The sequence below is a fragment of the Rhizobium sp. RAF36 genome (assembly GCF_052114105.1).
Taxonomy (GTDB): Bacteria; Pseudomonadota; Alphaproteobacteria; order Rhizobiales; family Rhizobiaceae; genus Rhizobium.
Window position 1 is genome coordinate 153,838 of sequence record NZ_JBFREC010000006.1, and the last position, 14,303, is coordinate 168,140.

Here is a 14,303-nt window from a genome sequence, read left to right on the forward strand (position 1 = left end):
TTCATCTGTCATGATCCCGTTAACGATTGTTAGTTTTCGTGATCATGGAGGTAAGGATGTTCTTTCTCGGTGGCATGACCATGGGATATCTCGAGCCGCCGGTGAAGGCCGAGCGGAGCGAGCAGCCAGTCGTTTCTATTCCTGCCGAAAAGGACCGCCGCTTCATCGATGTCTCCGCTGCTGCGCAGCGCGAGGAAAATGCGATCGAACGGTCGTTGATCTGGGCCTGGCGCACTCTCTGCTGAGCTTTCTTCCAGCACCGGTTGGATTTTCTACCCGGTTGCCTCTGGAAGGAATTTTATCTCTACCTACCTGATAGAGAATATAAGAATAAAGGTGCAGGCATAAAGCCGCACCAAAGAGAACAGACGGAGGCAACACATGGCAGACCTGGGTATATCGCATACTCACGCGAACCATTATGGTTCCGTGCCGGCAAAGAAGCCGCTCTCCGTGCGCGGCAGGCTGCAGCTTGGCGTTCATGCTGTGCTGCTGACCGCAGCTTTCGCATTCGTCGCTGCGTTCGTATTCGGCCTGATCGGCTGATCTTCGCACCGGCGCTCTGCCGGTGCCATTCCTTCGGAACAATGTGCCATCCGCGGCATTCTCTGCTTACGCATTCAGCGTATCGGGAATGGACGTTAAAGGCATAGTGTACCGGACCCCGGTCATCATCCTTCTCCTTCCGTTCCACGCTGTCTGGCGTTCCCAGTCAGGAGTTGAGGACGATGGCAAATACAGCCGTACTGAAACCGAAATCGCGTGACGTCTCGGTGAAAACCGGACTGACCGACAAATATTGCGCAGACATGGCAAAGAGCCTGTCGGCGATCTTGGCGAACACCTATCATCTGGTGATCAAGAGCCACATCTATCACTGGAATGTCGTCGGCCCGCTGTTCAAGCCGCTGCACGAGCTGACCGAAGAGCACTACAATACGCTTTTCAAGGCGACCGATATCATCGCCGAGCGTATTCGCGCCCTTGGTCACCTGGCGCCGGCTCGCGTCGGGGACGCCGCGAAATTCGCGCCCGATAATGGCGACTTCAGCCAACTGACGGCCGAAGACATGGTACGCGACCTGATCGCTGACCACGAGGCGGCCTGCAGAGCGATGCGCGAAGCCGGCACCGCTGCCGACGACAACAAGGATCTTGTCACCACCGACATGCTGACCGACCGCCTGACGTTTCACGAGAAGGCGCTCTGGATGCTGAAAGCCATCATTGCAAAGTAGGCGTGGGCGCTTTGCGCCTTACCGCCGTCGCGAGGGCGCATGCTCATGTCCATGCGCCCTTTTTCATAATTCATTGATATCGAAAGATTTTCTCAATCTCGCGGAACCTTGGTCACGGATCTTCGTTTATCTGTCACCAAACAAGGAGATGGGCATGCTTTATTACGCTCTGGTATTTCTCGTCGTCGCCCTGATCGCTGGCCTGTTGGGTTTTGGCGGTATCGCCGGCGCCTCTGCATCGATCGCACAGGTTCTGTTCTTCCTGTTCCTGGTACTGTTCGTCGTCTCGCTTTTCATGCGTCTAATGCGGCGCTGACACGCGCGAACCGCCAACGTTGTCGATGAAAATCCGGTGCCGGAGCGGCGCCGGATTTTTCATGTCTCCAGTGCCAATTCTTCGCTCTTGACTTGAATTATCCGCTTAGTGTCCAACTTTGAGGAAATGGCTTTGCGGGAGGGACAAGAAGCACTGCCATCATGGTCACAGCTGTGCGATAAAGCAGGGCTTAAACCGTTTCGCATCGAAAAATCGGCTGCCATAGTATCTTTGAGCAACAGTGCTCTGCCGTTCATGCGGCAGTCATATTTGCCGGTGCAAAAGGCTAGCCAAAATTACCATAACTTTGTTTGGATCCAGAACCGAACCCATGTCAATTTCCAATCCGTCTCCGACCCCGTCGCGCGATTCCGAAACGAAGCAGATCGATCATAACGACTCGATCCGTTCGACATACCTCTCCATCGAAGACATCAAGGCGATGGGCGAAATGGTCGCCCGAAGCGGAGCGGAATCGCTTCCCGCCTTCGCGCCTTTCGATTTCTTCGCGCGGCACAAGGAAAACGAAAAGGAAATCCTGCGCGTCTATCGCACGACCGCCGCAGACGTGGAATCGGGCGAGACCATCACGCCTGCCGCGGAGTGGCTGCTCGACAACCACTACATCGTCGAAGAGGCGATCCAGGAAGTCCGCCGCGACTTTCCGCGCCGCTTCTATCGCGAATTGCCGACCGTCAATGTTGGCGGCACGCAGATCCCGCGGACGCTGGTTCTGGCCTGGCTCTACGTGGCGCATACGCACAGCACCGTCTCGCAGGAAAGCCTAACGGCGCTCGTCGATGGCTTCCAGCAGGCAGAGACGCTGAAGATTGGCGAGCTCTGGGCTGTTCCGTCGCTGGTCCGCTATGTGCTCGTTGAAAACCTGCGCCGCATTTCGAGCCGTGTCGAACGCAGCCGCCGGATGCGCCGCCGCGCCAACGAGGCCGCCGACGAACTGGTGCGTCTGGCAGATCCTGCCAAGGCTGCCGAATACCTGAAGACACTGGAGACGCTTGCCGAGGACAACACGTTCTCGACGCAGTTCCTCTACCGCATGCGCGATGGCTCGCAATCGTCGAGCCTCGCGATTGCCTGGCTGGACGACCGTCTCGCTTCGCTCGGCCGCGATACCGAAGAAGCGACGATGGCGGAGCACAGCCGCCTGTCCTCAGGCAATGTGACGATGGGCAACATCATCCGCAGCCTGCGCGAGATCGACGACACCGAATGGTCGGTCTGGGTCGAGCAGGTGAGCCATGTCGATCAGCTGCTCTGGGACAAGTCGGACTACGGCATTCTCGATTCCGGCTCGCGCAACAAATACCGCAAGCAGATCGAAAAGCTCGCCAAGCGTTCGCCGCTCAGTGAAATGGAAGTGGCGCAGCTGGCGCTGGATATGACCGAGGAGGCCAAGGCCTCCGACGAGCCGCAGCCGCACGAGCCGAATGTCGGCGGCTTCCTCGCGGGCATGCATCGCCCGAAATTCGAGGCGCGTGCGAATTACCGCCCGACGCTCGTGCAGCATTTCGTTCGCACCGTCCGGAAATTCAATTGGCTTTCGATCGCCGTACCTGTCGCTCTGTTGACGATTCTGGCGATGGTGATTGTCGGCAAGTTCATGGCGAATGCCGGCATGAGCCCTGCAGAGATCATCGTTCTCCTGATCATGTTCTCGCTGCCCGCTTCGGAAGGCGCGACGGGGCTATTCAACACCGTGCTATCGTTCTTCGTGACGCCATCGCGTCTCGTTGGCTACGAGTTCAAGGAGGGCATTCCGGAGGACGCGCGCACGCTCGTTGTCGTGCCCTGCCTGATTTCCAACCGCGATAGCGTCGATGAGCTCGTCCGCAATCTCGAGGTTCACTATCTCGCGAACCCGCGCGGTGAGATCTACTATTCGCTGCTCAGCGACTGGCCGGACAGCCAGGTCGAGGAAACCGCCAACGATCTCGAAGTGCTGGATTATGCCCGCCGCGAAGTCGCGAACCTCTCGGCGCGCTACGCGTCCGATGGCAAGACCCGCTTCTATCTGCTTCACCGCCGTCGCCTCTACAATCCTTCTGAAGGCGCGTGGATGGGCTGGGAGCGCAAGCGCGGCAAGTTGCATGAGCTGAACATGCTGCTGCGCGGCGATGCCGACACCACCTATCTGCCGGGCGCCAACATCGTGCCGGAGAACGTCCAGTATGTGATGACGCTCGATGCCGACACGCGCCTGATGCGCGATGCGGTGACCAAGCTCGTCGGCAAGCTCTATCATCCGATCAACCGCCCGGTGCTCAACCCGAAGACCGGCCGCGTCGAAAGCGGCTATGGCGTTCTGCAGCCGCGCGTCACCCCGTCGCTGACGACCGGCAAGGATGCGTCGGTCTTCCAGCGCGTGTTCTCGATCAACCGTGGTCTCGACCCCTATGTCTTCACCGTCTCCGACGTCTATCAGGATCTGGCGGGCGAGGGCACGTTCACCGGCAAGGGTCTCTATCATGTCGATGCCTTCGAGGCGTCGCTGAAGGGCCGTATCGACGAGAACTCGGTTCTCAGCCATGACCTTCTCGAAGGCTCCATGGCGCGCTGCGCGCTCGTCACCGATCTGGAGCTCGTCGAAGACTTCCCGATCCGCTACGAAGTCGAAACCTCGCGCCAGCATCGCTGGGCGCGCGGCGACTGGCAGCTGCTGCCTTACATGTTCAACCCGAAATACGGCGTCACCGCGCTCGGCCGCTGGAAGATGTTCGACAACCTGCGACGCTCGCTGACCCCGATCGCCTGGTTCTTCGCATCCGTGCTCGGCTGGTATTTCATGGGTCCGCTCGGCGCGCTCGTCTGGCAGATCCTGCTGATCTTCTGCCTGTTCGTCGCCCCGACGCTGTCGCTGATCAACGGCATCATCCCGCGCACCAGCGATATCGTCGCCCGCGCACATCTCTATACGGTCTGGTCGGATATCCGCGCGGCCAATGCGCAGGTCGCACTGCGGATCGTCTTCATTGCCGATACCGCCTGCATGATGGCCGATGCCATCGGCCGCTCGCTGTACCGTCTGTTCTTCAGCCACAAACTGATGCTGCAATGGCGCACCGCCGCCAGCGTTCAGGCTGGCAAACAGGGAACGATTGCTTCCTATTACAAGGCCATGTGGCATGCGCCGGTGCTGGCACTGCTTGCGCTCGCCTTCGCGGCGCTTTCGGGCGACAAGGCATTCCTCGTCGGCATTCCCTTCGCCGTTCTCTGGATCCTTTCGCCGCTCGTTGCCTATTATGTGAGCCAGTCGGCAGAAACCGAAGACCGGCTCGAAGTGGCAGAGTCCGACTCCACCGAACTGCGCAAGATCGCACGCCGCACCTGGCGTTATTTCGACACGTTCACGACGGCCGAGCAGAACCATCTGCCGCCTGATAACGTGCAGGAAACGCCGCACGTGATCGTGGCAACCCGGACGTCGCCGACCAATATCGGCGTCTATCTTCTTTCGGTCGTTTCCGGCCGCCAGTTCGGCTGGTTCTCCTTCGAAGAGACCATCGACCGGCTGGAAAAGACGATCGCGACCATCGACAAGATGGAGAAGTATCGCGGCCACCTGTTCAACTGGTATCATACCGACACGCTGCAGACGCTCGGCCCGCGCTATGTCTCGGCCGTCGATAGTGGCAACCTTGCCGGCCACCTGATCGCCGTTTCGTCGGCCTGCCGCAACTGGGCGGAAGCGCCGTCGGCGCATATGCAGGGCAATCTCGATGGTGTCGGCGATACTGCCGGCATTCTCGGCGAAGTGCTTGCCGACCTGCCTGACGATCGCAAGACCGTCCGCCCGCTGCGCCGCCGCCTGGAAGAACGCATCATCGGCTTCCAGAACGCACTGGCCGCTGTGAAGCGCGAGCACGAGTTCGCATCGATCCGCGTCATCAACCTGGCGGTCCTTGCCCGCGACATCCAGAAGCTGGCTGCCAATCTCGACCACGAAGTCAAGTCGTCGCTGAGCGGCGAGCTGACCCGCTGGGCCGAGCAGCTGGTCAAGGTCTGCGAAGCGCATATTTCCGACAGCACGTACGATCTGTCGAATATCGATCCGCTGCGTCCGCGCCTGATTGCGCTGCGCGACAAGGCCCGCGATCTCGCCTTCTCGATGGACTTCTCGTTTCTGTTCCGTCCGGAGCGCCGCCTGCTGTCGATCGGTTACCGCGTCGAAAGCGGCGAACTCGATCAAGCCTGCTATGACCTTCTGGCATCGGAATGCCGCCTGACCTCGCTGTTCGGCATCGCAAAGGGCGATCTGCCGACCGAGCACTGGTACCGCTTGGGACGTCAGGTCGTTCCGGTCGGCTCGCGCGGCGCGCTGGTCTCCTGGTCCGGCTCGATGTTCGAATATCTGATGCCGCCTCTGGTCATGCAGGAGCGCGGTGGCGGTATTCTCAACCAGACCAACAATCTGGTCATCGTCGAACAGATGAATTACGGCCGCAAGCTCGGCATTCCGTGGGGCATCTCGGAAGCGGCCTTCAATGCCCGCGACCATAACATGAACTACCAGTACACCAACTTCGGTGTGCCAACGCTCGGCCTGAAGCGTGGTCTCGGCCACAACGCCGTCATTGCGCCCTATGCATCGATCCTGGCCAGCCAGTACGATCCGAAGGCAGCACTGGAAAACCTCGACCGCCTGCGTGCGCTCGGCGCACTCGGCAAGTATGGCTATCATGACGCCGTCGACTTCACGCCGACCCGCGTGCCCGAGGGCAAGAAGTGCGCGGTGGTCTATAACTACTATGCACACCACCATGGCATGTCGATCGCGGCCGTCGCCAACGTCGCCTTCAACGGTCACCTGCGCGAACTCTTCCACTCCGATCCGGTGATCGAAGCGGCCGAGCTGCTGCTGCAGGAAAAGGCGCCGCGCGATATCCCCGTGATGAGCGGCAAGCACGAGTCCGACACGCCTGCCAGCATCCAGGACGATCTTCTGCGTCCGGAACTGCGCAAGATTGCCGATCCGCTGTCTCGCGACCGCGAACTCGTCTTCCTGTCGAACGGCCATTACTCGATGATGCTGACGGCGACCGGCGCCGGCTATGCCCGCTGGAACGGGCAGTCCGTCACCCGCTGGAAGCCCGACCCGACCGAAGACCGCTGGGGCAGCTTCATCTTCCTGCGCGATACTGTCACCAACGAATGGTGGTCGGCGACCGCGGAGCCGAAGAGTGTCGAAGGCGAAAAGGTCAACGTGCTCTTCGCCGATGAAAAGGCGGAGTTCACCAAGGTCGTCGGCGATCTGACCAGCGAAGTCGAATGCATCGTCGCCACCGAGCACGATGCCGACGGCCGCCGCCTGACGCTGCTTAACATGGGTTCGGAAGATCGCTTCATCGAAGTGACCTCTTATATGGAACCTGTGCTCACCAGCGACGACACGGATAATGCACATCCGGCCTTTGCCCGCATGTTCGTCAAGACCGACTTCGGCAAGCGCGGTGACGTGATCCGCGCCGAGCGCAACAAGCGCGATCCGAATGAAGCGAACATGAGCATCGCCCATCTGATCGTCGACAGCGCCGGTCCGCAGCGTCAGACCGAGTTCGAAACCGATCGCCGCAAGTTCCTCGGCCGTGGCCGCAGCCTTTCTGACGCTGCTGCCTTCGATCCGGGTGCGACGCTGTCGGGTACCGACGGCTTCACGCTCGATCCGATCCTGTCGCTGCGCCGGACGGTTCGCGTGCCGGCAGGCAAGAAGGTCAGCGTGATCTTCTGGACGATCGCTGCGCCAAGCCGCGACGAGGTGGACAAGGCCGTCGAGCGCTACCGCCACGCCGATGCTTTCCAGCACGAGCTGGTTCAGGCATGGACGCGTACGCAGGTGCAGATGCGCCATGTTGGTGTCACCTCGCAGCAGGCTGCCGCCTTCCAGCATCTCGGCCGCTATCTGGTCTATCCCGATATGGATCTGCGCGCCGATGCCGCTGCCGTTCAGGCGGGCATGGCCTCGCAGTCGTCGCTCTGGCCGCTGGCGATCTCGGGCGACTTCCCGATCTTCATGCTTCGCATCAACGATGATCTGGATCTCGATATCGTGCGTGAAGCGCTGCTGACGCAGGAATATCTGCGCTCGCGCGGCGTCACCGCCGATCTGGTGATCATGAATGAGCGCGCCTCCTCCTATGCGCAGGACATGCAGCACGCTGTCGACCAGATGTGCGAAAACGTCCGCCGCATGGGCCAGGCCGATGGTCTACGCCAGCATATCTTTGCCGTCCGCAAGGATCTGATGGAGGAGACGACCTATCACGCGCTGCTGGCCGCTGCCCGCGTCACCTTCCACGCGAAGAATGGCAAGGTGATCGATCAGATCAATCGCGCCATTGCTCTGACCTCGCCTTCGAAGGAAGAGCAGGAAGAGATGCAGAAGGCGGCCGAACGCGCCAAGGCGGCAGCGCCGAAGCGCATCGCGCCTGTCATCAAGCCGCGTCCGGTTGCTGCTGACATCGAGGAGCAGGGCGATCTCGACTTCTGGAACGGCTTTGGTGGCTTTGCCCGCGACGGCCGCGAATATGTCGTCCGCCTTGCCGGCGGCACCGCAACGCCGCAGCCGTGGATCAACGTGATTTCGAACGACAAGTTCGGCTTCCATGTTTCCGCTGAAGGCGCCGGTTTCACCTGGTCCGTGAACTCGCGTGACTATCAGCTGACCAGCTGGTCGAATGATGCCGTGGTCAATCGCTCGGGTGAGGCGATCTATGTCGCCGACCTCGACAACAACGCCATCCTGACGCCCTATGCCGGTCTGTCGCAGCGCGCCGACGCGCGTTTCGAAACCCGCCATGGTCTCGGCTACTCGGTCTTCTCCAGCGAGCAGAACGATATCGCCATGGAGGTCACCCAGACCGTTCATCGCGAAAAGCCGGTGAAGATGCAGCGCGTGCGCCTGCGCAACAACGGCTCCGGCGCCCGCAAGCTCAGGCTCTACGGCTATGTCGAATGGGTGCTCGGCAACAATCCGCAGCGCACCACACCCTTCATCCTGTCATCGGCAGATGAGGAAACGGGTGCTGTCTTCGCCGCCAACCAGTACAGCATCGATTTTTCGAAGCGCGTATCGTTCTTCGCGGCGAGCGAGAAACCATCGAGCTTCGCGACCAGCCGCCGCGAATTCATCGGCAAGGCGGGTACGATCCAGTCGCCGCAGGCGTTGAAGCCCTCCGTTCCGCTTTCGGGCGCGAAGGAACTCGACGGCGATCCGGCCGCGGTGCTCGCGATCGATATCACGCTGGCGCCGGGCGAAAGCCGCGACGTGACGTTCTTCCTCGGGGATACCGGCTCGAAGGACGAGGCGGCGGCTCTGCTCAAGGATATCCGTTCCGCGAGCATCGATGATGCCGTTCAGGCAAACCGTGATTTCTGGCAGGGCTTCACCGGCAAGGTGCAGATTTCCACGCCCGATCAGGGCATGAACAATCTGATCAACGCCTGGCTGCCCTATCAGAGCCTCGGTTGCCGAATCATGGCGCGCTCGGCCTTCTATCAGGCGAGCGGTGCCTTCGGCTTCCGCGACCAGCTGCAGGATACTCTGGCCTTCGTGCTGCAGGATCCGTCGCTGGCGCGCAACCAGATCGTCAACGCCGCTTCGCGTCAGTTCCGTGAGGGTGACGTTCAGCATTGGTGGCTGCCGGGAACGGGTGCGGGCGTCCGCACGCTGATCTCCGACGACGTCGTCTGGCTTGCCTATGGCCTCCATCACTATTGCAGCGTCACCGGCGACAAGTCCGTGCTCGACGAAGAGCTGCCGTTCCTCGAAGGGCCGGCGCTTCTCGAGGGACAACACGACTCGTTCTACAAGCCGGAGATTTCAGAGGAGAAGGCGAGCATCTACGAACATGCCGCTCTCGCCCTCGATCTGGCGATCAAGCGGACCGGCTCGAACGGCATGCCGCTGATCCTCGGCGGCGACTGGAACGACGGCATGAACCGCGTCGGCATTCATGGCCAAGGCACCAGCGTCTGGCTCGGCTGGTTCCTTGCCGGTGCGCTTCGCTCGTTCACGCCCTATGCGCAGGAGCGTGGCGACACGGCGCGCGTCGAGCGCTGGACCAAGCATCTCGGCGAGCTGAAGGCAGCACTGGAGAGCGCAGGCTGGGACGGCGGCTACTATCGCCGCGGCACGTTCGACGACGGCAGCCTGCTGGGTTCGAAGGAAAGCCTGGAATGCCAGATCGATTCGATCGCGCAGTCCTGGAGCGTGCTTTCGGGCGAAGGCGATCCCGAGCATGCGAAGACAGCGATGGATGCGGTGCTGAACCGCCTCGTCGATCGCGATACCCGCATCATCCGCCTGTTTACACCGCCTTTCGCCACCTCGGCCAAGGATCCGGGTTATATCAAGGCCTATCCTCCGGGCGTTCGCGAGAACGGCGGCCAGTATACGCATGCGGCGACCTGGGTGGTCATGGCACTTGCCGAGATGAACCGCGGTGACGATGCGTTCGCCTGCTTCGAACTGCTGAACCCGATCACCCATTCGCGGGACAAGGGATCGGCCGAGCTTTATCGTGTCGAGCCCTATACGATTGCTGCTGACGTTTATGGCGAAGGCGCTCTCAAGGGCCGCGGCGGCTGGACCTGGTACACGGGATCGGCCGGCTGGCTATACCGTGCGGCCGTCGAGGGAATCCTCGGAATCCGGCTGAAGGACGGGCGTCTGTTTGTCCGTCCGGCGCTGCCAAGCACCTGGGATGGCTTCTCGGCAGAGGTCGAACATTCCGGTGTGAAATACCGCATTTCGGTCTCAAAATCGTCCCAACCCGGCGGCTACAGTGTTGTTATCAATGGCAACGACATCGCCAATCCCTCTGAGGGATATCCGGTCGGATAGCAGCATTTCGTAAGCTCACACTCCGGCGATTCGTTGCGGCCAAAAGGGAAACCTTTTGGCCGCAACCGCGTTTGCAAATCGGAACCAGGAGAGAATAATGGCGACTACGCCGGAAAAAGCCATCGGCGCTGAGCGCGTTTCCCGATCCGCGGCCCGGCCGCAGCGTGACACAAGACTAGACGTGTTGCGCGGGCTGGCCCTGATCACGATCTTCATCAACCACGTCCCCGGGCAGATTTTCGAATATGTAACGACGAAGAATTTCGGCTTCTCCGATGCTGCCGAGGCTTTCGTCCTGATCTCGGGTATCGCTGTCGGTCTGGCCTATGGATCGGGCTTCAAGTTCGGCCGCAGGCTCGAGATGACGAAGAAAGCGGTGAAGCGCGCCTTCACGCTCTACCTTGCCCACATGATCACCACCTTCATGACCTTGGCGCTGTTCATTTGCGGCGCCTGGCTCTTCCACCGGCCCGGATTGCTGGTGGAAATCAATATTCTTGCCGTGCTGACAAATCTGAAAGAGGGCATTCCGGCGCTGCTGCTGCTCGGCCACCAGATCGGCTATAACAATATCCTGCCGATGTATGGCGCCCTCATGCTGATGGTGCCGATCATCCTGCTGCTGAACTCTTGGCATCCGTTGCTGGCACTCAGCGTGTCGGGCGCTGTGTGGCTGATGGCCGGTATCTATCAGATCGCCCCGCATAACATGATCATTGCCGACTACTGGTTCCTGAACCCGCTGTCCTGGCAGTTCATCTTCACCATCGGCATCGTTGGGATGATGCACGTCAAGCGCGGCGGCTCGCTGCCGCAGCACCCGATCCTGTTCGTGCTGGCATCCGGCTATGTGGCCCTGTCCTTCGCCTGGGTTGTCGGTCACCTCTGGGATCTCGGCAACGCGTTGGCGGCACTGGGTCTCCCAAGCGTTCTGACCGGGTTCGACAAGACCTTCCTGTCGCTGCCGCGTCTGTTGCATGTGCTGGCCCTGACCTATCTCGTCATCAACATCCCGGCGCTGTCGCGCATGCTGCGCCGCCCGGCGGATCATCCGTTGACGATCCTTGGCCGGCATTCGCTGAACATCTTCGTTGCCGGTACGATCCTGGCGATGGCGGGTCAGGTCCTGCTCTATGTCACCAACCGCGATCAGTTCATCGGACCGATGTTCGTGGTTGCCGGTATCGCCGCGCAGTTCGCCTATGCCTACCATCTGGAGCGCAAGCGTCTGGATGAGAAGGCCAAGCCAGCGATCGGACGCGGCGCCATGCCGGTTCCGGTGCGGATCAACGACGGGCGGAAGTAACGGCGTGCCAAAGATTCCAAGATATCAAGCCGGCGGCGCAACAGCCCGCCGGCTTATTTTATATGCTGCAGTATGTTGACGAGTTTGCCCGCGGGATCGCGGACAAAGAAGCGCCGGACGCCCCACGGCTCGTCGGCGGGGCCGTAGACGATCTCGAATTTTGCCTGCCGCATCGCCGAGAGAACGGCATCGACATCATCGACTTCCATGGAGATATCCGGAACAGGCGTGCCTGAGCCGCCCTCGCTGGCAATGCTGAGCTGAACCTGCATCGCGGTGGCATTGCCATAGGTAATGATCCAGCCATGGTCCATCAGAATATCCAACCCAAGCACTTCACCATAGAAGCGCTGCGTCCGTGCCTGATCGGCTGCCGGCAGATTGGCAATGATGCGGCGTACGGCCATGATGGATCCTCCCTGGTTGTGAAGGGGCGATGCTAGAGCCTTCTATTGGGAGATTGAAGCTCTCATCCGGTGTTGGTGATGAGCCGCGATCGCTTCTGCCATCTCGGTTTGCCCCACGCCATCAATCTGGTGGCAAGCGGGGACTGCAAGCTTCTCTTGAGCAGGTGGCGCCGGACTTCAGTGGTCGCCGCTCGAGCATTTCCATCCGCTGATCCGCTGCCACATAAGAAAAGGCCGGAGGGGCGAACCCTCCGGCCTGATATCCAAGTTCTGTGCGGCCGCTAGTTTATGCGGCTTCGGTCGCGTGTGCCTTGCGGACTTCTTCGTCCGTGAGTATGCCGCTGGCGCGGAGAAGGGCGGCGAAGCGGCCATTGCTCTGGCTCAGTTCGTCGAAGCTGCCCTGTTCGACGATCCGGCCGTTGTCGAGGAACAGCACCTTGTCGGCCTCGCGGACCGTCGACAGACGGTGGGCGATGATGAAGGTGGTGCGGTTCTGGCGCAGGTTGTCGATAGCAGCCTTCACGCGGTTTTCCGTTTCGACGTCAAGCGCGCTGGTCGCTTCGTCGAGCACCAGGATCGGCGCATCCTTCAGGATGGCGCGCGCGATCGCGATGCGTTGACGCTCACCGCCGGAGAGGCGGTTGCCGCGCTCGCCGACATGGGTGTCATACTGGTCTTCGCGGGTCTCGATGAAGTCGGCTGCGGCGGCGGCTTCTGCTGCCTGACGCATTTCTTCTTCGCTGGCGCCCTCGCGGCCAAGGCGGATGTTGTCGCTGATCGAACGGTTCAGCAGGCCAGCATCCTGGAAGACGGTTGCGATATAGCGGCGCAGCGACTTGCGGGTGACCTTGGTGATGTCCTGGCCGTCGACCAGGATCTCGCCGCTGTCAGGGTCGTAGACGCGCTGCAGCAGGTTGACGAGCGTTGTCTTGCCGGCGCCGGTCGGGCCGACGATAGCGATCGTCTGGCCGGCCTTGGCCTTGAAGTTGACGCTGTGCAAGCCCTGCGAGGAATTGCCGAAGCCGAAAGAGACGTCGCGGAATTCGACTTCGCCCTTGACGTCCTTGATATCCACATTGCCGGCAGGCTCTTCGCGGTCACGGACGGAGTCTTCGAGGACATAGAAGTCTTCGAGCTTCGAGCGGGCCTCAAAGATCTGCGTTGCGAACTGGCGCATCTGGTCGAGGCGCGAGATCAGCAGGTTGGCAAAGCCGATAAAGGCAATGACGTCACCGATCTTCAGTTCGCCGGCCTGTACCAGCAGCGTGCCGATGACCAGAATGATCATCATTGCGATGGTGGAAGCCATGCGGTTCAGCGCACCGGCGATCGCCCACCAGTCGAGAACCGGATACTGCGCCTGCAGCAGGCGGTCGGTGAAGCCCTTCAGGGCGCGGGTTTCGGCGTCGATACGGTTATAGCTATGCAGGACCGAGACGTTGCTGATCGAGTCGCTGACATGCGAAAAAACGGTGTGGTAGTGGTTTTCGACAGAAGCCTGACCATCCTTGGTGCGGCTCATGACGAGGCGGCCGATCAGCCAGTAGGCAACGCCGAGCACGACGAGCACCGCAGACAGGCGCAGGTCCATCATCATGGCGGTCGGAACCAAGAGCATGATGGCGACGGCAGTTGCCAGGTGATTGCGCATGAATTCGAGCCAGAGGCCGAACAGCGTTTCACAGGCGCGCAGCAGCGTATGCAGCGCATTCGACGTGCCACGCTGGTGGTGCCAGGAGAGCGGCATGGAGATGATGCGGCCGAAGGCTTCGGTCAGAAGCGTGGCGCGGCGGCCATGCGCCAGCCTGTCGGCCTCGCGGGCGACAAGCACAAAGGCGATGGTGTTGAAGACGGCAAAGCCTGCCCACATGAAGAGGATCGGCTTCACGTCACCCTTGCCGGAGATGGCATCGATGATACGGCCGAAGAGGATCGGTTCCGCGATGGTGATGGCAGCCAGAACAATATTGGCAACGACCACCAGGGATACGCGGAGCTTGTATGCGCCAAGGTAGCGCAAGGCTCTTGCATAGACCTTGAATAGCGACACGGCAGTACCTCTTTTGTGCATCTGCAAAACGGGATGTTGCGACGCTACTAAAATCTACCTGAACCGGCGATTAACACCGTGTTCACCCGGGACTTTTCAGGAGGCGTTAAAAGCAGGGTGCGACGAGAT

Annotated in this window: 8 protein-coding genes; 6 read left to right on the forward strand and 2 right to left on the reverse strand. The window is 60.7% G+C overall.

All coding sequences use genetic code 11. From position 1 onward, the window contains the following. Positions 1-56 precede the first annotated feature (56 nt). The 6 genes from AB4Z25_RS20975 (at position 57) to AB4Z25_RS21000 (ending at position 11,717) form a co-directional block, all read left to right on the forward strand. The gene (locus AB4Z25_RS20975) at positions 57-245 is read left to right on the forward strand and encodes a hypothetical protein (RefSeq protein ID WP_112385923.1); all 189 of its coding nucleotides are present in this window, start codon (positions 57-59) and stop codon (positions 243-245) included. A 136-nt stretch (positions 246-381) separates the two neighbouring features. After that, positions 382-546 carry a hypothetical protein gene (locus AB4Z25_RS20980; RefSeq protein ID WP_442208911.1) on the forward strand — a complete coding sequence of 55 codons (165 nt, stop codon included), beginning with the start codon at positions 382-384 and terminating at the stop codon, positions 544-546. Positions 547-728: 182 nt separating this feature from the next. Next, positions 729-1,238 carry a Dps family protein gene (locus tag AB4Z25_RS20985; RefSeq protein WP_112385922.1) on the forward strand — a complete coding sequence of 170 codons (510 nt, stop codon included), beginning with the start codon at positions 729-731 and terminating at the stop codon, positions 1,236-1,238. A 154-nt stretch (positions 1,239-1,392) separates the two neighbouring features. After that, a complete protein-coding gene (locus tag AB4Z25_RS20990) occupies positions 1,393-1,554 on the forward strand; it encodes a DUF1328 domain-containing protein (protein WP_112386069.1) in 162 nt (53 codons plus the stop codon). 331 nt (positions 1,555-1,885) lie between these two features. Continuing rightward, positions 1,886-10,411 (forward strand): GH36-type glycosyl hydrolase domain-containing protein, encoded by an 8,526-nt coding sequence (locus AB4Z25_RS20995; protein WP_112540417.1) that lies wholly within the window; start codon positions 1,886-1,888, stop codon positions 10,409-10,411. Between the two features lie 97 nt (positions 10,412-10,508). After that, entirely contained in the window at positions 10,509-11,717 is a 1,209-nt protein-coding gene (locus tag AB4Z25_RS21000; RefSeq protein ID WP_112540418.1) for an OpgC domain-containing protein, read from the forward strand. 53 nt (positions 11,718-11,770) lie between these two features. Here AB4Z25_RS21000 and AB4Z25_RS21005 read toward each other — a convergent pair whose 3' ends face one another. Both AB4Z25_RS21005 and AB4Z25_RS21010 read right to left on the reverse strand, forming a co-directional pair. Beyond that, a complete protein-coding gene (locus tag AB4Z25_RS21005) occupies positions 11,771-12,124 on the reverse strand; it encodes a VOC family protein (RefSeq protein WP_112540419.1) in 354 nt (117 codons plus the stop codon). 286 nt (positions 12,125-12,410) lie between these two features. Further along, entirely contained in the window at positions 12,411-14,174 is a 1,764-nt protein-coding gene (locus tag AB4Z25_RS21010; protein ID WP_112385918.1) for a glucan ABC transporter ATP-binding protein/ permease, read from the reverse strand. Positions 14,175-14,303: the final 129 nt, after the last annotated feature.

Bases quoted from the DNA above. Each gene is read 5' to 3' on its own strand.
- AB4Z25_RS21000 (WP_112540418.1), top strand. From the start codon at position 10,509: ATGGCGACTACGCCGGAAAAAGCCATCGGCGCTGAGCGCGTTTCCCGA.
- AB4Z25_RS20985 (WP_112385922.1), top strand. From the start codon at position 729: ATGGCAAATACAGCCGTACTGAAACCGAAATCGCGTGACGTCTCGGTG.
- AB4Z25_RS20975 (WP_112385923.1), top strand. From the start codon at position 57: ATGTTCTTTCTCGGTGGCATGACCATGGGATATCTCGAGCCGCCGGTG.
- AB4Z25_RS20990 (WP_112386069.1), top strand. From the start codon at position 1,393: ATGCTTTATTACGCTCTGGTATTTCTCGTCGTCGCCCTGATCGCTGGC.
- AB4Z25_RS21005 (WP_112540419.1), bottom strand. From the start codon at position 12,124: ATGGCCGTACGCCGCATCATTGCCAATCTGCCGGCAGCCGATCAGGCA.
- AB4Z25_RS20980 (WP_442208911.1), top strand. From the start codon at position 382: ATGGCAGACCTGGGTATATCGCATACTCACGCGAACCATTATGGTTCC.
- AB4Z25_RS20995 (WP_112540417.1), top strand. From the start codon at position 1,886: ATGTCAATTTCCAATCCGTCTCCGACCCCGTCGCGCGATTCCGAAACG.